The organism is Azospirillum sp. TSH100, from assembly GCF_004923295.1.
Taxonomy (GTDB): domain Bacteria; phylum Pseudomonadota; class Alphaproteobacteria; order Azospirillales; family Azospirillaceae; genus Azospirillum.
In genome coordinates this window covers 1,157,590-1,176,716 of sequence record NZ_CP039634.1, presented here as the reverse complement: position 1 = coordinate 1,176,716, position 19,127 = coordinate 1,157,590, and the positions used below count along the sequence as shown (strand labels likewise).

Annotated in this window: 19 protein-coding genes; 7 read left to right on the top strand and 12 right to left on the bottom strand. The window is 66.5% G+C overall.

Annotation, left to right across the window (positions count from 1 at the left end; translation table 11 throughout):
* Positions 1-44: 44 nt before the first annotated feature.
* Complete coding sequence (locus E6C72_RS05615) at positions 45-266, bottom strand: hypothetical protein (protein ID WP_109444225.1); 222 nt, start codon at positions 264-266, stop codon at positions 45-47.
* Positions 267-303: 37 nt separating this feature from the next.
* The gene (locus E6C72_RS05610; protein WP_247876095.1) at positions 304-2,424 is read right to left on the bottom strand and encodes an ATP-binding protein; all 2,121 of its coding nucleotides are present in this window, start codon (positions 2,422-2,424) and stop codon (positions 304-306) included.
* 254 nt (positions 2,425-2,678) lie between these two features.
* Here E6C72_RS05610 and E6C72_RS05605 point away from each other — a divergent pair, with 254 nt between their 5' ends.
* Both E6C72_RS05605 and E6C72_RS05600 read left to right on the top strand, forming a co-directional pair.
* Positions 2,679-2,921, top strand: a complete 243-nt coding sequence (locus E6C72_RS05605) for a hypothetical protein (protein WP_109444226.1) — start codon at positions 2,679-2,681, stop codon at positions 2,919-2,921.
* Positions 2,918-3,160, top strand: coding sequence for a hypothetical protein (locus tag E6C72_RS05600; RefSeq protein WP_109444227.1), 243 nt, complete (start codon positions 2,918-2,920; stop codon positions 3,158-3,160). Before E6C72_RS05605 ends, E6C72_RS05600 begins: the two co-directional genes overlap by 4 nt.
* A gap of 37 nt (positions 3,161-3,197) precedes the next feature.
* Here the strand turns inward: E6C72_RS05600 and irrA are convergent, their stop codons facing one another.
* From irrA to E6C72_RS05585, 3 genes are all read right to left on the bottom strand, one after another.
* Positions 3,198-3,620: an iron response transcriptional regulator IrrA gene (gene irrA / locus E6C72_RS05595; protein WP_371298435.1), complete on the bottom strand. Its 423-nt coding sequence runs from the start codon at positions 3,618-3,620 to the stop codon at positions 3,198-3,200.
* Between the two features lie 245 nt (positions 3,621-3,865).
* On the bottom strand, positions 3,866-5,239 hold the full coding sequence (locus E6C72_RS05590; RefSeq protein WP_109444229.1) for a nitronate monooxygenase family protein: 1,374 nt from the start codon (positions 5,237-5,239) through the stop codon (positions 3,866-3,868).
* Between the two features lie 266 nt (positions 5,240-5,505).
* Positions 5,506-6,261 (bottom strand): glycerophosphoryl diester phosphodiesterase, encoded by a 756-nt coding sequence (locus E6C72_RS05585; RefSeq protein ID WP_109444230.1) that lies wholly within the window; start codon positions 6,259-6,261, stop codon positions 5,506-5,508.
* A 66-nt stretch (positions 6,262-6,327) separates the two neighbouring features.
* Between E6C72_RS05585 and E6C72_RS05580 the strand changes: the two genes are divergently transcribed.
* Positions 6,328-7,365: a lysine-2,3-aminomutase-like protein gene (locus E6C72_RS05580; protein ID WP_109444231.1), complete on the top strand. Its 1,038-nt coding sequence runs from the start codon at positions 6,328-6,330 to the stop codon at positions 7,363-7,365.
* 10 nt (positions 7,366-7,375) lie between these two features.
* Here E6C72_RS05580 and E6C72_RS05575 read toward each other — a convergent pair whose 3' ends face one another.
* The 6 genes from E6C72_RS05575 to E6C72_RS05550 form a co-directional block, all read right to left on the bottom strand.
* Complete coding sequence (locus tag E6C72_RS05575) at positions 7,376-7,720, bottom strand: GIY-YIG nuclease family protein (protein WP_109444232.1); 345 nt, start codon at positions 7,718-7,720, stop codon at positions 7,376-7,378.
* Between the two features lie 82 nt (positions 7,721-7,802).
* A complete protein-coding gene (locus tag E6C72_RS05570) occupies positions 7,803-8,330 on the bottom strand; it encodes a tryptophan-rich sensory protein (RefSeq protein ID WP_109444233.1) in 528 nt (175 codons plus the stop codon).
* 49 nt (positions 8,331-8,379) lie between these two features.
* Positions 8,380-9,405, bottom strand: a complete 1,026-nt coding sequence (gene holA / locus E6C72_RS05565; protein WP_109444234.1) for a DNA polymerase III subunit delta — start codon at positions 9,403-9,405, stop codon at positions 8,380-8,382.
* A gap of 18 nt (positions 9,406-9,423) precedes the next feature.
* Positions 9,424-9,930: an LPS assembly lipoprotein LptE gene (gene lptE / locus E6C72_RS05560; protein WP_109444235.1), complete on the bottom strand. Its 507-nt coding sequence runs from the start codon at positions 9,928-9,930 to the stop codon at positions 9,424-9,426.
* 52 nt (positions 9,931-9,982) lie between these two features.
* Positions 9,983-12,553, bottom strand: a complete 2,571-nt coding sequence (gene leuS / locus E6C72_RS05555) for a leucine--tRNA ligase (protein ID WP_109444236.1) — start codon at positions 12,551-12,553, stop codon at positions 9,983-9,985.
* Between the two features lie 72 nt (positions 12,554-12,625).
* Entirely contained in the window at positions 12,626-13,165 is a 540-nt protein-coding gene (locus E6C72_RS05550) for a DUF3576 domain-containing protein (RefSeq protein WP_109444237.1), read from the bottom strand.
* 335 nt (positions 13,166-13,500) lie between these two features.
* Here E6C72_RS05550 and E6C72_RS05545 point away from each other — a divergent pair, with 335 nt between their 5' ends.
* From E6C72_RS05545 to E6C72_RS05535, 3 genes are all read left to right on the top strand, one after another.
* The gene (locus E6C72_RS05545) at positions 13,501-14,649 is read left to right on the top strand and encodes a porin (RefSeq protein WP_109864890.1); all 1,149 of its coding nucleotides are present in this window, start codon (positions 13,501-13,503) and stop codon (positions 14,647-14,649) included.
* A gap of 315 nt (positions 14,650-14,964) precedes the next feature.
* On the top strand, positions 14,965-16,065 hold the full coding sequence (locus E6C72_RS05540; RefSeq protein WP_109444238.1) for a porin: 1,101 nt from the start codon (positions 14,965-14,967) through the stop codon (positions 16,063-16,065).
* Between the two features lie 367 nt (positions 16,066-16,432).
* A complete protein-coding gene (locus tag E6C72_RS05535; RefSeq protein WP_109444239.1) occupies positions 16,433-17,521 on the top strand; it encodes a porin in 1,089 nt (362 codons plus the stop codon).
* Positions 17,522-17,597: 76 nt separating this feature from the next.
* On the opposite strand, the gene E6C72_RS05530 is transcribed toward E6C72_RS05535, so the two are convergent.
* The gene (locus tag E6C72_RS05530; RefSeq protein ID WP_109444240.1) at positions 17,598-18,188 is read right to left on the bottom strand and encodes a hypothetical protein; all 591 of its coding nucleotides are present in this window, start codon (positions 18,186-18,188) and stop codon (positions 17,598-17,600) included.
* 181 nt (positions 18,189-18,369) lie between these two features.
* Here E6C72_RS05530 and E6C72_RS05525 point away from each other — a divergent pair, with 181 nt between their 5' ends.
* Complete coding sequence (locus E6C72_RS05525; protein WP_247876096.1) at positions 18,370-19,113, top strand: YggS family pyridoxal phosphate-dependent enzyme; 744 nt, start codon at positions 18,370-18,372, stop codon at positions 19,111-19,113.
* Positions 19,114-19,127: the final 14 nt, after the last annotated feature.

Sequence of the window (19,127 nt, the reverse complement as noted above, 5' to 3'; positions counted from 1 at the left end):
CGAAAGCGCCCCTCCCCACGCCGGGGAGGGGCGCTTTCCTTTTGTCAGCCGGCCGAGACGCTGTTGTCCTTGCGGCGCGACAGCTGCACCTGCCCGTCCAGGCATTTGACGTAGCCGGTCCTGCCCGGCTTCAGCCCATCCAGGATGGTGACCAGCGCGCGCGGAATCGCCGCGAATTCCTTGGAGCCGCGCGACTGGCCATTGTAGATGGCGATGTGCTGGCGCAGCGCCTCCTTGGACACCGGCTTCCCGTCATTCCCGATCATCTCGTACGCCTTTCGCTCAGATTCACCGCCGACAGGCTTACGCCGGCACCCCGTCCGCCGCAACCGGCCGGCCGGTACGGCAAGCGGGGAAGCGGATGGTGACGGCGGTTCCACGGTCCGGCTCGCTGTCGATGGACAGGGTGCCGCCATGCAGGCCAATCAGGTCGCGGCAGATCGACAGGCCAAGCCCGGTACCTCCGAAACGTCCGGGAATGCTGCTGTCGGCCTGCTGGAACGGCTCCAGGATACGGGCCAGCGCATCGGCGGGGATGCCGATGCCGGTGTCACGCACGGTGATGGCGATTCCGCCATCGACCTCCTGCACGGCACTCACCGTCACATGGCCGCCGCGCGGGGTGAATTTGACCGCGTTCGACAGCAGGTTCAGCAACACCTGACGCAGGGCGCGCTCATCGGCCAGCAGCTTGGGCAGGTCGGCGGGGCATTCGATCGCCAACGCCACCCCACCGGCATCGGCCGGCACCGCGGCCAACGCCCGGCAGGTCTCGATGGCGTCGGCCGGCTCCAGCCAGCTTTCGTCCAGCGTGTAGCGCCCGGCCTCCAGCTTCGACATGTCCAGCACATCGTTGATGAGGTCGAGCAGGTGGCGTCCGCTGTTCTGCACATGGCGCGCGTAATCGCGGTAGCGCGGACTGCCGAGCGGACCAAACAGCTCATGCAGCATGATGTCGGAAAAGCCGATGATGGCGTTCAACGGCGTGCGCAGCTCGTGGCTCATGGTCGCCAGGAAGGCGCTCTTGGCCCGGTTGGCGGCCTCCGCCTGATCGAGTGCCGCGGCGAGCCGTTCGGCCGCCTCGACCCGCTCGGTGATATCGCGCGCCTCGACCACCAGCACCGTGACGATGCCCTTGTCGTCGTAGACCGGCTTGATGGTCACGTCCATCACACGGGTGACGCCGTCGGCGACCACGTCGGTCTCATAACGGACGAAGCGTCCCGACGCCGCCTTCTCGATGGACTGGCGGAAGGCTGCCGCCAGTTCAGCGGTGCGGGCCCAGCCGCGGAACTCCCAGGCGCGGTGTCCGACCAGCGCATCGGCCGGCAGGCCAGCCAGGGCGCAGGCCGGCCGGTTCAGAGCCAGCACGCGTCCGTCAGGCGACAGCAGCCCCATGATCTGGAAGCTGCTGTCGAACAGTGCCTGCGAGCGCCGTTCGCTGGCGCGCAGAGCCTGCGTCGTCGTCTCCAGCCTGCCAAGCTGCCGGAACGCCAGCAGGGCCAGCAGAAGCACCACCACCGACACCGCGGCGGTTTCCAGAATGCGTTTCCAGCGGTCGTCGTACCAGCCGGCCAGCACGTCTTCGGTCCGGATGCGGATATAGACGTAGAGGGGCTGGCCCGCCACCCGGCGGACCGTGCCGATCCGCTCGCGCCCTTCGGTCGGATCGAGACCGGACAGCGTCCGCACGGACTCCCCGGCGGACAGACGCGGCAGGACGGAGGCGAAGAGAGCACGATTCTCGTCGAGAATAAGCATTCCATTGCGCGAATGGGACAGGACCACACCATTCTCACCGTAAAACAGAATGATGCTGCGCGGACCGATGTCCTGGGTCGCATAAAGCCGGGCGAAGCGGTCGAGATCGAGCACCGCCACCGCCATGGCGCTGCCGTTGGCCAGCGGACGGATCATCGCGGCCCGCCAGCCGCCGTCCGCCTCGCGATAAGGCCCTACAAAAGTGCGCGATTCGCCCGTCAACGCGTCAGCCAACGGGGAGCCGCCGATATCGGCGGGTTTGTTCAGACCGGCAGCCTGCCGCACCCGGCCATCCCGCTCGACGATCAGCAGATTCCGTAGAGCCGGCCCGTGACCGGCGGTAGCTCCCGGTATCCCTGCCGTGTCCCCCACCAGATAGGCGGGAATCGTACCCTCGGCAGCCGTCGCCCGAAGGGCATGGTCCGCCACGACCATGACGCGACGGGCGTCCTCCTCCAGTAGGGTCGAGAGGTTGGCGGTCTGACGCAGACCATCCTGGATCGCCCGGTCGCGCGCCCGCTCAAGATCGGCGTAGGCGACCAGCCAGAAGCCGGCGATCACGGTCACAAGCAAGCCGACGCGCAGCGCGACGACCGGCGGCAGCGGTGATAGGCGCCACCATCTCCCGCGTGCGCCGCCGTCCGGTTCGGAGAGATCCGTCAAAGGCAATGGTCCGCCGCGTCTTGATTCTGGAAAGGCGTCAAGCCGGCATGGCCGGACGCGGCGAACTGTAGCATGCCGGGGCAGGCATTTTCACGTTCGCTTACCCCTGATCCGCACGGGATCGGTAATGCAGCACCCCCGTATAGGGCGTGGAGAAAACCGGAAGGGAAATTGGGAGGAAAAGTTTGGCTCGACAAAGCCACCCGCCCACGCTTCTCTGCCCGGCGACGATGTGAAGGGGGGTTCCGGCCGGCATGCTGCAGGATTTCATCGATGGCCTGTCCCAGGGGCCGATTCTCGGGCTGATGCTGTTCCAGGTCGCCATCGTCTGGCCGTTGTCGCGCATCCTGCGCCGGGCCGGTTTCTCGCCACTGTGGGCCTTGTTCTCGTTGGTGCCGCTCGGGCATGTGGTGCCCATCGGCGTGATGGCGCACAGCCGCTGGCCGGTTCTGCCGGCCCGCCAGCCGCGCAAGGTCAAGGCACGGAGGACGGCATGACCGAAACCATGATCCATCTCGGCTTTTGGGAACTGCTGATCGGCTCGATCGTCACGATGTACATGCTGATCGCCGGCGGCTGGGTTCTGGCCAAAGCCGGACGCAGTCCGTTGTGGATCCTGCTGCTGCTGTTCCCCTACCTCAACGTGCTGGCGGTCTGGGCCTTCGCCTTCATCCGCTGGCCCTTCGTCGACCTGGCTCCTGAACCGACACAGGCCGCACCAGCCGACGAGCCCTGACCCTGCGTCCTGATCTCAAGACGATCTCACGACGGGATCAGGCCTCGTCCTCGATCAGACGGACGATCACGTCGACGCGGGCGATGCGGGTCCCGGCGGGGGCCGCCGGCAGGTTCTGCACCGTCAGCAGCTCGGCGGGAATGTCCTCCAGCCGGCCGGTGGATTCGACGAAGAAATGATGGTGGTCGCTGGTGTTGGTGTCGAAGTAGGACTTGCCCGCCTCCACCACCACCTCGCGCATAAGCCCGGCGGCGGTGAACTGGTTCAGCGTGTTGTAGACGGTCGCCAGCGATACCGGCAGGTCGGCGGTCAGCGCCTCGCTATGCAGTTGTTCCGCCGTGACATGGCGGTCGCAACCTTCGAACAGCATCCGGGCGAGGCCAAGCCGTTGGCGGGTCGGACGCAGTCCTGCGCTGTTCAGCCGATCGAGGGCTCGTTTGAAGGGGCGTTCGGCTGTCATCATGGGCGAGGCCCCCCGTGCTGTCGACATCGGGATCGGACGCGGTGTCCGACAGAACCGCGGCACTAGGCCGCAGTCCGTTCAACTGTAAAACCATTCGGAAAGGTCAGGCAAGCCATTGTCGCAGCGACGTCAATGGAGGCGCCGGTGAGGGGCGTCAGCGGGACGGCATCCAGGCCGTAGAAAGGCAAAAGGCCGCCGGAGGTTTCCCGCCGGCGGCCTTGCCCGTCCACTGATGCGACCGGTCAGTAACCGGTGGCGATCCGTTCGACCAACTGCTTCACCGTGGGGATGAAGCCGTCGTTGTAATAGGGATCGCTGGCGAAACGGTAGGCGTTGTGCCCTGCGAACATCAGTTGGTGTTCGCAGTCGTCGGTGTGGCTGACCGCCTGGAGCGTCTTCTGGATGCAGAAGGAGCGGGGGTCGGCACGCTTGCCCGTCGTTCCTTCCTCGTTCTGCGCCCAGTTGGAGAAACCGCAGGCCGACAGGCAGCCCATGCAATCGACCTGATCACGCAGGATCTTTTCGGACTGCTCGGGCGTGACGAAGACCAGCGTGCTGTCCGGGGTCTTCAGCGCGGTGGTGAAGCCCTGGGACAGCCATCCTTCGGCGCGCTGCTTGTCGCTTTCGGTCACATAGACCGGACGGCCGCGCGGACCGACCGGGAATTCGGCCGAATGCTCGCCCACCGGCTTGGACAGATAGGCGACCTGGCGTTCCGAGCGGGCCATCAGGTCGAGGAGGAACGGGTTCTTGACCGCCGAGGAGTAGAAGCCGGTCGGGGAGAAGCGGTTCAGGAAGACGTCGCCCGGCTGGAGTGCCACCAGCTTGCGCTTCCACGCCATGGAGATCGGGCTCTCCTGGGTCAGCAGCGGACGGGTGCCGAACTGGAAGGCGACAGGCCCGAGGTCGGGGTTGTCGATCCAATCCTCCCACTCCGACAGCCACCAGACGCCGCCCGCCATCACGATGGGGGTGTCGTTCAGCCCGAAGCTGTTCATCATCTGGCGCAGGGCCAGCACGCGGGGGAACGGATCCTCCGGCTTCTGCGGGTCTTCCGAGTTGGACAGGCCGTTGTGGCCGCCGGCCAGCCATGGATCCTCGTACACCACGCCGCCGAGATGCTCCCGGAACTTGTGGTAGGCGCGAAGCCACAGCGCTCGGAAGGCGCGGGCCGACGAGACGATCGGATAGTAGTGGACACCGTAGCTCACGGCGATCTCGGCGACCTTGTAGGGCATGCCGGCGCCGCAGGTGACGCCGTGGATCAGGCCCTGGGAGCCTTCCAGCACGCCGTGCAGGATGTGCTCGGCCCCACCCATCTCCCACAGGACGTTCATGTGGATGCGGCCCTGGCCGTTCGACGCCTCGTGCGCGATGCGCGCCTGGGCAATGCCGCCCTGGATGCCGAAGGCGATCAGCTCGTCATGGCGCTCGCGCCGGGTCTTGCCCTTGTAGATCTGCGGCAGAAGATTGCCGTTCTCATCATAGCTGTCGGCGTTGACACCCGAGAAGGTGCCAATCCCGCCGGCCGCCGCCCAGGCGCCGGAGCTTTCGCCGTTGGACACGGCAATACCCTTGCCACCCTCGACGAGCGGCAAAACCTCCCGGCCGGACATCGGCAACGGCTTCAACGCCTTCAACGAACCCTCCAAAGACCGAACGTGGCATCCCCTGGGACGCCGGACCAAAGCGGCGGACAACCAGACGACGAAAAGCTCCGCCGGAATCCACATGGGTTCCGGCGGGATCGTCAATGCGGTTCTATATATGAGGAATTGGCGCGCCCTACGAGCGGATTCATCCCCTCGCGCAAAAAACGTTCACGAATTGCCGCAGTCGCGAACGGAAGCGTCAGCGCATCAACCGGTCTTCCGGCCGATCATCAGGCTCCCGCTCCGGCATCGGGCCCCAATTCGGCGCCCAGCCGGCCGGGAGCGTCGGTGAAGACCGCCGATACCCCCCAGCCGAACAGCGTCCGGGCGCGCTCCGCGTCGTTGACGGTGTAGGCCAGCACCGGCCGGCCGGTGGCGCGGTATTCCGCAACGCTCTCCGCCGTCTGGCGGTCCTGGTGGACGTTCAGCGTCGCCGCTCCGATCCGGTCGGCGATGGCCGCCCAGTCGGCCGGCGGGTCCCACAGCAGGTAACCGCGCGGGATCTCAGGCCACAGCCGCTGCGCCACCTCCAGACAGGGCACCTCGAAGCTCGAGAGCAGCAGCGGCCGGTCTGACGGCCACAGCGGGCGCAGGGCAGTCAGCGCCACCTCGGCGGTGATCTCCTCCTGACCCGGATAGGGCTTGATCTCCAGGTTCAGGCCCAGGCCCAGCTCATGGACCAGCGCCACCGCCTCCTCCAGCGTCGGCACCCGTTCGCCGACGAAGGCGGCGTCGAACCAGCGCCCGGCGTCGAGCTGCTGCAACTGCGCCAGATCGAGCAGCGGGACGGCGCCGCTGCCGGTGGTGGTGCGGTCCAGCGTGTCGTCATGGATCAGCACCGGCCGCTGGTCGCGGGTCAGCATGACATCCACCTCCACCCAGCGGGCGCCCTGGCGGGCGGCTTCGCGGATCGAGGCGAGGGTGTTTTCCGGAGCGCTTTCCTTGGCGCCGCGGTGGCCGATCAGGCGGGGAAGAGTCGACAGCATGGGTCTCGCAGGAGTAAGAGCGGTCGCTTTCCTACATGACCCATTCCGTCGAAGCGGGAAAGAGCGATGAAGGCCCTGCACAGCGTTTCCGATCTGGTGGCCGCCGGGCTGATGACGCCGGAGGCCGGCGAAGCCGTACGCACGGTCGCCGACCGCTATGCCGTGGCGCTGACCCCTTACCTGCGCGAGACGCTGGCCGGGCGTACGGATCCGCAGGATCCCCTCCATGCCCAGTATGTCCCCTCCCCCGCCGAGGCGTACAGCACGCCGGAAGAGATGGAAGACCCGATCGGCGATGGCGCGCGCAGCCCGGTGAAGGGAATCGTCCACCGCTATCCCGACCGGGTGCTGCTGAAGCCGCTGCACGCCTGTGCCGTCTACTGCCGCTTCTGCTTCCGCCGCGAGATGGTCGGCCCCGGTGGCGAGGCGCTGACAGCCGACGAGATGGACGCCGCCCTGGCCTACATCCGCGATCACGAAGAGGTGTGGGAGGTCGTCGTCACCGGCGGCGATCCGCTGCTGCTGTCGCCGCGCCGGCTGCGCGGGATCGTCCAGGCGCTGTCGGCCATGCCGCATGTCGGCGTCGTCCGCCTGCACAGCCGGATCCCCGCGGCCGACCCGGACCGTGTCACGCCTGACCTGGTGGAAGCGCTGACCGCCTCCGACCTCGCCACCTGGGTCGCGGTCCACATCAACCATGCCGACGAGTTGACCCCGCCGGTGCGGGCGGCGCTTGCCCGGCTGGTGGAGGCCGGCATTCCGCTGGTCGGCCAGACCGTGCTGCTGAAGGGCATCAACGACAGTCATGCCGCGCTGGAGGCTCTGTTCCGCGGCATGGTACGCAACCGGGTGAAACCCTACTACCTTCACCACCCCGACCTTGCCGCCGGCACCAGCCATTTCCGCCCGACGCTGGCGGAGGGGCAGGCGCTGGTGCGCGGCCTGCGCGGGAAACTGTCCGGCCTGTGCCAGCCCACCTACGTCCTCGACATCCCCGGCGGTCACGGCAAGGCGCCGGCCGCCCCGGCCTGGATCGAAGCGGAGAGCGAGGAGCGCTATCGCGTGACCGACTTCACCGGCCGGGTTCACGACTACCGCGGCTGACGGTCGGCCGTCAGATCGCCTCCGCTGCCAACGACGCGGCCCAATGGGCGACCCGCGCCTTCAAGGCGGCGGCGCGGGCGAAGGCGAGCTCCTCCTCCAGCCGCTCGATGACCTCGAACGCCAGCGACTCGGCGCCATGGGCGTTCCACGCCGCCTGCAGGCTGCGGTGCGGGCAAGTGCCCATCTTCAGCTGGAACCACAGCCGGTTCTGGATCTTGTCGAGGTCCGGCGCGCCGCCCGCCCACACCGCACCGGCGGACGCGCAGCGGACGGCGAACACGCCGGCCACGCTCTTACGTTCCTTGTAGGCGGCCGCCGCCGCCTTGCGATCCTCTTTCCCAAGCCGGGTCGCCATGGCCAGTCTCCTCGCGTGACACATCGGTTCCGGCTGGTTATACCCGGGTGATATTTTGCGCAAGGTTTTTATCCGGGTATTATTACCAGAGTGCTGGCGTGCCGAACAGCGGATCGGGGTTGATGAGCGCATTGTGGATGCCGACCACCGAAGCGAATCCGGTCCACAGGATCAGCGGCGCCCAGATCAGCGCAATTCCGCGGTCGTCCCGCGCCACCAGCGCGATGCAGGCCGAGGTGATGACGAAGAAGGACACCGTCCAGAGGGCGGCGAGGATCGAACTGCCGAAGGTGAAATAGACGAGGCTGAAGGTGGCGTAGATCACCCAGGTCACAGCCTGTAATCCGATCAGCAGGCCGCGGTAGCGGATTCGCCGTGCCGGGTCGATCAGACGGATGTCGCCCCAGATCTGGAAGACGTTCAGCGTGAACCACATCATCGGGAACACCCAGCCCGGCGGCTGCAACGGCGACGGATGGTGGCCGGCGAAGGGTTGCCCGCCACGCTCGACGAAGCCCCAGGCGTTGACGATGATCCAGAACAGCAGGGGTTGCCACCAGCGCACCCGGAAGGGGGCGGGCGGTGGCGCGGTGTAAGTGGCGTCGCTCATGCCCGGCGAGATAGCACGCAGACCCCAATGGTCAAGCCGGCGCCTTCCTTCAGCGCCGCGCCCCGAGCGAGGCCAGTTGGAAGAGCACGCGGGCGCACAGGGTCTCGTCCGGCATGTTGGTGCGCTTGCAGTCGGCCTCGGCATCGACCAGACGTTCCAGCGCCTGACGGACATGGTTGGGCGACCAGTGACGGGCCTGTCTGACCAGCCGGGTCTTCAGCTTGAAGAAGACCGGCGGGCGCAGCGACTCGACAGCGGCCTCCGGCGACTTGCCGGCGGCGACCTGGGCGGTGAGCAGTTGCAGGCGCTGGAAATGGCGCTGGGCGCCGCGCAGGATCGGCACCGGCGAGGTGCCCTCGGCGAACAGCCGCGCCAGCGAGCGGTCGAGCGTGGCGAAATCGCCCTCCGCCGCCGCCCACACAGGCTCGTCCATCGACAGGGCGGCGCTGTCGCCGATGCAGGCCTGGGCATCCTCCAGCCGCACGCGCTTCTCGCCGCCCATGTAAAGCGCCAGCTTCTCCGCCTCGCCGCGGGCCACCATGCGGTCGCCGACCAGGTTGGCGGCCAGGAAGCTCAGCACGTCGGGGTCGGCGGTCAGCCCGTGACCGTGCAGGATGTCGGCGATGACGCGTCCGAGCGACGCCTCCTCCTCGACATAGCAAGGGATGGCGGCGGCGGCATCATCCCCCTCGAACAGAAGCCGCAGCTTGGAGCGGGCCGACAGGTCGCCCGACTCGACGACAACGAGGCTGTCGCCCGGCGGCAAATTCTCGAAGAAGGCGGCGAAGGCGGCGGTGGCGTTGTCCTCCGCGTCGCGGACTCGGATCAGGCGCCGGCCGCCGGTGAAGGAGATCGCCGCCGCTTCGTCCGCCAGCCGCGCCGGATCGTCGGCCAGGGCGCGTCCGAGGAATTCGGCGATGCGGAAGGGGTCGGACAGGTCCTGCACCACCGTCTTGCCCAGCGTCTGGGCACGGTCACGGACAAGCCCCGAGTCGGGGCCATAAAGCAGCACCGCCCGGACCTTGCGGTCCGGGCTGCGCAGAAAACCGTCGATCGCCTTGGGCTGGAGCTTCACCCGCGCATCCCCGGCAGGTCAGGACCCGCGGCCGAGAAACATGGCGACGCGGGTGGTGATGTCGTTGGAAATGTCGTCCAGCGCCCGGTCATAGGCGTTCTGCACCGTCGCGATGGCCGCGTAATGCTGCTCCAGCGTGTTGTAGCTGACCATGGAGCGCGAGCTGGACTGGAACACGACCTGCCCGGTCTGGGTGTCGGTCAGCCGGTAGGGGGCGTTGACCAGCAGCTGGGCGCGCACCGCGGTGGCGTCCTTCTGCAGGGCCAGCTTCTGCTCCGACGCCGACAGCGACACGTCCAGCCGGTAGCGCGGGTTGCTCGGCCGCTCCGACGGATAGAAGTTGTCAATCAGCAGGTTGCGGAGCTTCTGCCCTTCCCGGTTGGGGATCGACGCGATGTCGACCTCCATCAGCCGGTCCGACGCCGCAGCCCCGATGCCCTTGCCACCATAGAGCGGCTGGAACCCGCAGCCCGACAGGGACACGGCTGACAGACCGAGCGCAAGGGCGAACAGCCCCCGCGCCATGGTCCGACGGATCGGGCTCCGGCAGAGCGAGCCCTGGCGGATCGATCTGGGATCAGACGACGACATTGATCACCCGGTTCGGGACGACGATGACCTTGCGCGCCGGCTTGCCGTCCATGGCGCGCTGCACGTTGGAATCGGCAAGCGCCGCCTGCTCCGCCGCATCCTTGTCCATGTCGCGCGGCAGCTCCAGCGTGGCGCGGAGCTTGCCGTTGACCTGGACCGCGACCTTGACGCTGTCCTCCACCACCAGGGCGGGGTCGGCCTCCGGCCAGGGCTGGTCGGCCAGCAGGGTGCCGTGACCCAGCTGCGCCCACAGCTCCTCGCCCAGATGCGGCATCATCGGACCGACGAGGCGGACCAGCGACTCGAAGCCCTCGCGCAGCACCCAGGCCTCGCCCTCGCCCTTGCCGTCCAGTTCGCCCAGCGCGTTGGACAGCTCGCGGACACGGGCGACCGCCTTGTTGAAGCGGAACTTGTCGAGATCGTCGGACACGCCGGCGATGGTCTTATGGACCAGACGGCGGGCTGCCTCGGCCTTCGAGCCAAGCGACTCGGGCTTCGGCGTGCCGGCGGCGGGCAGTTCCACCGGGGCCTCCGTCACCATCCGCCACAGGCGGTTGATGTAGCGCCAGGCCCCGTCGATGCCGGCCTCGGTCCATTCCAGATCGCGTTCCGGCGGACTGTCGGACAGCATGAACAGGCGGGCGGCGTCGGCGCCATAGGTGCCGATGATGTGCGCCGGGTCCACCACGTTCTTCTTCGACTTCGACATCTTCTCGACGCGGCCGACATTGACCGGCACACCGCTGTCGGCCCGGACCCACTCGCCCTTGTCGTTCTTCGTCAGGTCGGTCGGAGCCAGCCAGGCACCGGTGTCGGCATCCTTGTAGGTCTCATGGTTGACCATGCCCTGGGTAAACAGGCCGGTGAACGGCTCGTCCAGGTTCAGATAGCCGCAGGTCTTCAGCGCGCGCGTCCAGAAGCGGCTGTAGAGCAGGTGCAGGACCGCATGCTCGATGCCGCCGATATATTGGTCGACACCCAGCCAGTAATCGACCGCCTCACGGGTGAAGGCGGCATCCCCGGTCTTGGGCGAGCAGAAGCGGGCGAAATACCAGGACGACTCGATGAAGGTGTCGAAGGTGTCCGTCTCGCGCAGCGCCGGCTTGCCGCAGGTCGGGCAGCTGGTGTGCTTCCAGGTCGGGTGATGGTCCAGCGGGTTGCCGGGCTTGTCGAAGGTCACGTCCTCCGGCAGCACGACGGGCAGCTGGTCGTCCGGCACCGGAACGATGCCGCACGACTCGCAATGGACGACCGGGATCGGGCAGCCCCAATAGCGCTGGCGCGACACGCCCCAGTCGCGCAGGCGGTACTGGGTGGTGCGCTCGCCCTGGCCAGCCGCCTCCAGCCGCTTGCCGGCCTCGTCCTTCGCCGACTCGGTGTCGAGTCCGTCGAGGAAAACGGAGTTCCGCAGCACGCCGGGACCGGTATAGGCCTCGCTCCCGACCTCGAAGACCGCCGGGTCGGCATCGGCCGGGATCACCACCGGACGGACCGGTAGACCGTACTTGCGGGCGAAATCCAGGTCGCGCTGGTCATGCGCCGGGCAGGCGAAGATCGCGCCCGTGCCGTATTCCATCAGCACGAAGTTGGCGACATAGACCGGCAGCTCCCACGACGGGTCGAAGGGGTGCACGACCTTCAGGCCGGTGTCGAAACCGCGCTTCTCCGCCGTCTCGATCGCTTCCTCGCTGGTACCCAGCCGGTTGCACTCGGCGATGAACTCGGCCAGTTCCGGGCTGGAGGCGGCCAGTTCGGCGGCCAGCGGGTGATTCGGGGAGATCGCGGCGAAGGAGGCGCCGAACAGCGTGTCCGGACGGGTGGTGAAGACCTCCAACTCGTCCTCGCGCCCCTTGATCTTGAAGCGGAAGCGGACGCCGGTGGACTTGCCGATCCAGTTCTCCTGCATGATGCGGACACGCTCGGGCCAACGGTCCAGCGTCTCCAGCCCCTTCAGCAGGTCTTCGGCATAGGCGGTGATCTTCAGGAACCACTGCGACAGCTTGCGCTTTTCCACCAGCGCACCGGTGCGCCAGCCGCGGCCGTCGATCACCTGCTCGTTGGCGAGAACGGTGTTGTCCACCGGGTCCCAGTTCACCCAGGATTCCTTGCGGTAGGCGAGGCCCACCTTCAGGAAATCCAGGAACATCTTCTGCTCGTGGCGGTAATACTCCACGTCGCAGGTGGCGATCTCGCGGTCCCAGTCGATGGACAGGCCCATCGTCTTCAGCTGCCCGCGCATGGTCGCGATGTTCTCGCGCGTCCATGCGGCGGGATGGACCTTCTTCTCAAGCGCGGCGTTCTCGGCCGGTAGGCCGAAGGCGTCCCAGCCCATCGGGTGCAGGACGTTGAAGCCCTTGGCGCGCTTGAAGCGCGCGATCACGTCGCCGATGGTGTAGTTGCGGACATGGCCCATGTGGATGCGCCCCGACGGGTAGGGGAACATCTCCAGCACATAGTATTTGGGCCGGGAAGCGTCCTCGCGCGCGGTGAAACAGCCCTTGCCGTCCCACACGCCCTGCCACTTCGCCTCGGTTTCCTTGACATTGTAACGCGACATGAGCGCGACGCCGTTTTTCCGTTGTACCAGATGCTCGAAAGGCCGGGATGCCACCCCGGACCGGCCGCCGCGTCAGCGGGCGGCGGCGTTCTGCGCCACGCGAAGCTGGCGGGCGCGGGTCAGCACCGCATCCTCCAGCTGGCCGGCGGTTTCCGGCCCGACGTTGATGTCGCGCCAGTCGTTGCCGGTCCGCTGCTGCTTGAACACCGACACCCGGACACCGTCGGCGCGCAGCTGACGGTCCATGATATAGAGGTTCACCTTGAACCGCTCGTTCGGCGAATCGGGCGGGGTGTACCAGTCGGTCAGGATCACGCCGCCGAAGGGATCGGCCGAGGCGATCGGCATGAAGGACAGCGTGTCGAGCGAGGCGCGCCACAGGAAGCTGTTGACGCCGATGCCGCCGGCCGCGTCCTGATCGCCGCCGCGCTTGTTCTTGCCGAACAGGTTCAGGCCGCCGTCCGTGCCGAGCAGGCTGCCGAACTTGTAATCCTTGTTCTTCATCTGCTCTTCGACGGTTTCGGTCTTGCCGCCCCAGCTTGCGCAGCCGGCGATCGAGACGGAAGCCGCGAGCAGTACAGGGACAAGGCGAAGGGCGGTCGAACGGCGCATGGTCGGGAACCCGGTTCAGAAAAGGGGTTGCCGCGCGCGAGTCACGCGCGGAATGCCGGTGAACAGACCATAAGTGGACGGCACCACGCAACAGCGGAAGCGTCTTTGCCCCACCCCGCCACAACAGGACGACAACAGGCCGGGCCTGTCGGGTTCGACTGTTGCAGACCGGCAAGGCCCATCCTCGTCAGTGTGCTCCGTGCGACACACTGTCCCCCCAATGCAGCAATTCCGGAGATTTGCCGCTTGCTGGCAAGGGCGGGGGTGCGTACGAAAGTCTCAGCCAGGACGTCAACCAGGCTGAAACATCTGCTGCCAGGATGGAGGCAAAAATCATGACCCGTTATCTGCTGGCCGGCGCTGCCGCCGCCGCTCTCGCCCTCGGCGCTGGCGCCGCCAACGCCCAGGCCAAGTTCGAAGTCAAGATCGGCGGCGACGCCTACTTCGAAGCCGGCTACGTCGATCAGGATCTGGACTCCGGCCTGCGTTCGACCGAATTCCGCAACCGCATGCGCATCAACGTCATCCCGACCGCCAAGGCCGACAACGGCCTGGAGTACGGTGCGCGCATCCGCATCCGCGCCAACAGCGGCACCAGCAACACCCGCACCACCGATGCCGATCGCGCGTACATCTTCGCGCAGGGCACCTTCGGTCAGGTTCGTCTGGGCGTGACCGACTCGTACAACGACGACACCTACATCACCGCCCCGATGGACTATCTGGGTCTGGGCATCTATGATGCCGTGCCGGCCTGGATCGGCCTGAGCAGCGGCGTCGCCGGCACCGTCACCGGCAACAACATTCTGACGCCGTCGGTCGCCGTGGATAACAACTCCACGAAGATCGTCTACTACAGCCCGCGTTTCGCCGGCTTCCAGTTCGGCGCCAGCTACACCCCGCGTAACGACAGCTCGGCCACGGACATCAACCGCACCAAGCCGACCGCTGCGAGCGTCACCACGAACTCCTCGGGCCTCTTCACCGACATCGTCGAAGTTGGCGCCAACTACAACAACACCTTCGGTGGCGTGAGCCTGAAGGCGTCTGCCGGCTACTTCTGGGGTCAGGCTGTCGATAACGTCGCCGGCAGCAACTACAAGGATCTGAACGCCTGGCAGGTTGGCGCGCAGGTCGGCTACGCCGGCTTCGCCCTGGGCGGTGGCTATGTCGACTTCGGCAAGTCGGGCCAGAACAAGATCCGTTCGGTGTTCACCGAGCCGACCCGCAACTGGAACGTCGGCGCCCAGTACACCACCGGCCCGATCGTGATCGGCGCCAACTACAAGAACGGCCGCGACGCCGGCGCCCTCGGCACCGCTGGTGACCGTGAGCTGCAGGTCTACGAAATCGGCGTCGGCTACACCGTCGCTCCGGGCCTGACCGTCCAGGCTCAGTACGACTACTTCAAGGTCGACAACGACGCCTCTGCCCGCGACGACAAGGGCAACATCGTGATCCTGCGCTCGGTCCTGGCGTTCTAATCGGTTATCCGATCGAACGTCCGGAAACGGACAGGAAGGGCGGTGGCTTCGGCCACCGCCCTTTTTCTTTGCGCCTGCCGTTTGGGCAGTGCGCCCTATTTGCGGGCGCGAAACCGGCCAGAAATGAGGCGATCGCCTTTTTATTAATTATTTCAATGCTTTAGCCGTGTGGTTTTGCTGCAACTATGTTGCGAATGCGTGAAGACGACGCAGTTTGTCTCTTGTCCGGAAAGGCTCCGCGCGGTTAAGTCGTAACCATAAGACAACCGCGCGCTCCCGGGTCAAACGGGGCGTACGCACAAGGATGGACAATCCATGAAGCGCTCTCTCGTCATCGGCTGCGCAGCCGTTGCCCTCGCCGCCGGCTGCGGCACCGCCTCGGCCCAGTCCAAGTCGAAGTTCGACGTCATCATGGGCGGCGACGCCTTCTTCCAGGGCGCCTATGTCGACCAGGACAACGACAACAGCCTGCGCAAGACCGAGTTCGCCAACCGCTTCCGCCTGACCGTCACCCCGACGGCCAAGGCTGACAACGGCCTGGAATACGGCGCCCGCCTGCGCCTGCGCGCCTCCAACGGCACCGGCAACGTCCGCACCACCGACGCCGACCGCGCCTACATGTTCGTCAACGGCTCCTTCGGTTCGATCCAGGCCGGTGTGGTCAACGGCCCGTCGGACGACTCGGGCGTCATCGGCCCGAACGTCGATGGCATCTCGGGCAGCCCTGACGGCTGGGTGTTCAACTATTACGGCGTGACCTCGCTGCCGTACGTCCTCGGTTCGCTGCGCAACCTCGAGTCGGGCGACGCCAGCACGAAGATCGTCTACTCCACCCCGAGCTTCTCCGGCTTCAAGCTGTCCGCCGCCTACACCCCGACCTACGGCAGCAGCAACACCGACATCAACCGCCGCAAGAACGTCACCTACAACGACATCGGCGAAGTCCAGGCCTACTACAAGGGCGCCTTCAGCGGCGTCGGCCTGGAAGCCAGCGTTGCCTACCAGTTCGGCCAGGCCCCGACCGGCTTTGAAGACCTGTCGTCGGTGCACGCCGGCGCCACCGTCACCTATGGCGCCTTCGCCATCGGCGGCAGCTACGCCTTCAGCGGCGACAGCGGCTACGCCAAGAGCCATCGCGGCGTCGACGACAACCAGGTCTGGCTGGTCGGTGCCCAGTACACCATCGGCCCGGTCATCCTGGCCGCCACCTACACCGACGCCAAGGGCGCCAATGTCGGCACCGGTGCCGCCACCGCCGCCGATTACGCCCGTGCCCACGTCTACCAGGGCGGCGTGACCTATGCCGTTGCCCCCGGCCTGACCACGGGTCTGGAATACAGCTACGTCGACAACAAGTCGGGCGGTCGCAACAACGACGCCAACATCGTTCTGTGGGACACCCGCTTCTCCTTCTAAGGGACGGGTTCCTGGCAGCAAACGTGAAGGCGGCGGAGAAATCCGCCGCCTCTTTTTTTTGTCCGTCTTCTGAGGGACAGGTACCGGGAATGCCCCCAAATCCTTTCTGCCCCACCCAAAATAGGTAGCTCTTCGGCGCAAGAGTTTCGATCGAAGCAAGCAAGCACCACCCAATAACAGGCCCAACAGTTAGTATATGAATTTATATGATCGAAGGTTTCGTGTTTTTCCGGCCACTGCCCTTGGAATGAGATAACCTTCATCCGGACGACCACTTGCCGGCCTACTGGTGACGGGACTAAGTCAGGGAGCATCAGACACCGCTCGCGCCCCGGCCTGACGGGACGCATGCACCGAGGATGACCCCATGAAGCGTTCTCTCGTCATCGGCTGCGCCGCTGCTGCCCTCGCCGCTGGCTGCGGCACCGCCTCGGCCCAGTCGAAGTTCGATGTCCTGCTGGGCGGCGACGCCTATTTCCAGGGTGCCTATGTCGACCAGGACAACAACGCCGGCCTGCGCAAGACCGAGTTCGCCAATCGCTTCCGCCTCACCATCACCCCGACGGCCAAGGCCGACAACGGCCTGGAATACGGCGCCCGCCTGCGCCTGCGTGCCGCCGGCGGCACCAACAACAACCGCAGTACCGACAGCGACCGCGCGTTCATGTTCGTTAACGGCGGCTTCGGCACCGTCCAGGCCGGCGTGATCAATGGCCTGTCGGACGAATACGGCATCATCGGCCCGAACGTCGAAGGCATCGAAGGCTCGCCGGATGCCCAGTTCCTGAACTACTACGCCAACGCCAACGGCGCCCCCTATGTGCTGGGCAGCCTGCGCACGCTGGAGTCGGGCGACGCCAGCAGCAAGATCATCTATCTGACGCCGAGTTTCGCCGGCTTCCAGGTCGGTGCCGCCTACACCCCGGTCTATGGCAGCAGCAACACCGACATCAACCGCCGCAAGAACAGCACCGCCTATCACGACATGGGCGAGGTTCAGGCCACCTATAAGGGTGAGTTCGGCGGCTTCGGCCTGGAGGCGAGCGCCGCCTACCAGTTCGCCAAGGCGGCCAGCGGGCTTGAGGATCTGTCCTCGGTCCATGTCGGCGCCAATGTGTCCTACGCCGGCTTCAAGGTCGGCGGCAGCTATGCCTTCAGCGGCGACAGCGGCTATGCCAAGGGAACCCGCGGCGTGGACGACCAGCAGATCTGGATCGTCGGCGCCAACTACACCATCGATTCGGTGATCCTGGCCGCCACCTACACCGATGCCAAGGGCATCGACAGCAACTTCGCCGGCCTGAACTCGCGCGCCCATGTCTGGCAGGCCGGCGTGACCTACACGGTGGCGCCGGGCCTGACCACCGGCCTGGAATACAGCTATCTGGACAACAAGGTCGGCGGCGTGAACAACGATGCCAACATCGTCCTGTGGGACACCCGTTTCGCCTTCTAAGCGGCAAGCGTCCAGGAACTGATACGAAGACAGGCGACGGAGGCATCCGTCGCCTGTCTTCGTATCCGGGTCCGGCTTACTTCTTTGGAGACGTCTTGGGCTGGTCCGCCTTGGCGTCCTTGTCCGCCGTATCGCACAACATGAACAGCACCGATGCCTCCAGCGGCGCCCAGACCAGCAGATAGCGTTCCTTCTCACGGTCGCCCAGGAAAACGATGGTTTCCGGATCGGTGACCGCCTTCGGATGGATCTCGCCCAGCAGATAATCCATGCGACCGTAATTGGCCATCGTCCCCTGGAAGATATGGTCCAGACGCTCCTGGTCGTCCTTCGCGACCTCCCAGCCGAACTGCTCCTGCCGCACGCAGCGGCGGCCATATTCCTCCAGGATCTTGTCCATATAGGTCCGGTAGGTGCCGTCGTCGGTCAACGGGTACGCCGGCTCGCTGAAGCGGACCTTCGTCATCGGCGACCCAAGCATGACCTTGGCCGCCTTCTGCTTGGCCCCGGGCTTGGCCTGGGCGGCAGCCTTCGGCGCCTGCCTCGAAGGCTCTTCGGCATGGGCAGGGCTGACTGCGCACCAGCCGACGGCCAGCGCGGCGGCGAACAGGCCGGCGGGGATGGCCGGCGTCAGGGCGGAGAGCAGGGAACGAAACGGACTCCGCATGCGGAGGTCTCCTCGATATGCAGAACGATGACGATGCCCGCGCCGGAGATCCGCCGGCGGTACCGCCAGCAACTCCGGAGGCAGCGGGCACGGTCGCTTGGGGCGCTTGCGTTTCCGCGGACCGTCCGCTAACACGCCGCGGAAGCGCTGTATACCCGCAGCGACCGGATTGGGGGCGGCCATGACGACGACGCAGGGCACTGGCAAAGATACGCAAACCGGGGCGGAACCAGGCGGTTCCGTGAACGCGGACAGCGTGACGGCACGGCTCGACTCGGTGCGGCGCGCCATTGCCGAGACCGCATCGGCCTGCGGACGCGGCGACGGCGCCGTGACTCTGGTCGCGGTGTCGAAGACCCATCCGGCCGAAGCGGTGGAGGAAGCGCTCGCCGCCGGCCAGCGCGTGTTCGGCGAGAACCGCGTGCAGGAGGCCAAGGCCAAGTTCCCGGCGCTGAAGGACCGTTTCCCCGACCTGGAACTGCATCTGATCGGTCCGCTGCAGACCAACAAGGTCAAGGACGCCGTCACGCTGTTCGACGTCATCCAGACCCTGGACCGTCCGAAACTGGCCGAGGCGCTGGCGGAGGAGATGGCGAAGACCGGCCGCCGTCCACGCTGCCTGATCGAGGTGAACACCGGCGAGGAACCGCAGAAGGCCGGCATCCCCCCGGCAGAGGTCGAGGCCTTCCTGGCCGACTGCCGCGACCGGCTTGGACTGCCGGTTACCGGACTGATGTGCATCCCGCCGGTGGATGAGGAAGCGGCGATGCATTTCGCCCTGCTCGCCGGGATGGCGCGCCGGCTCGGGCTGTCGGAGATCAGCATGGGCATGAGCGGCGATTACGAGACCGCCGTGCGCTTCGGCGCCACCCATGTGAGGGTCGGCACGGCGATCTTCGGCGCCCGTCCCCATCTCGCCGAATAGCGGGCGCGACCGTC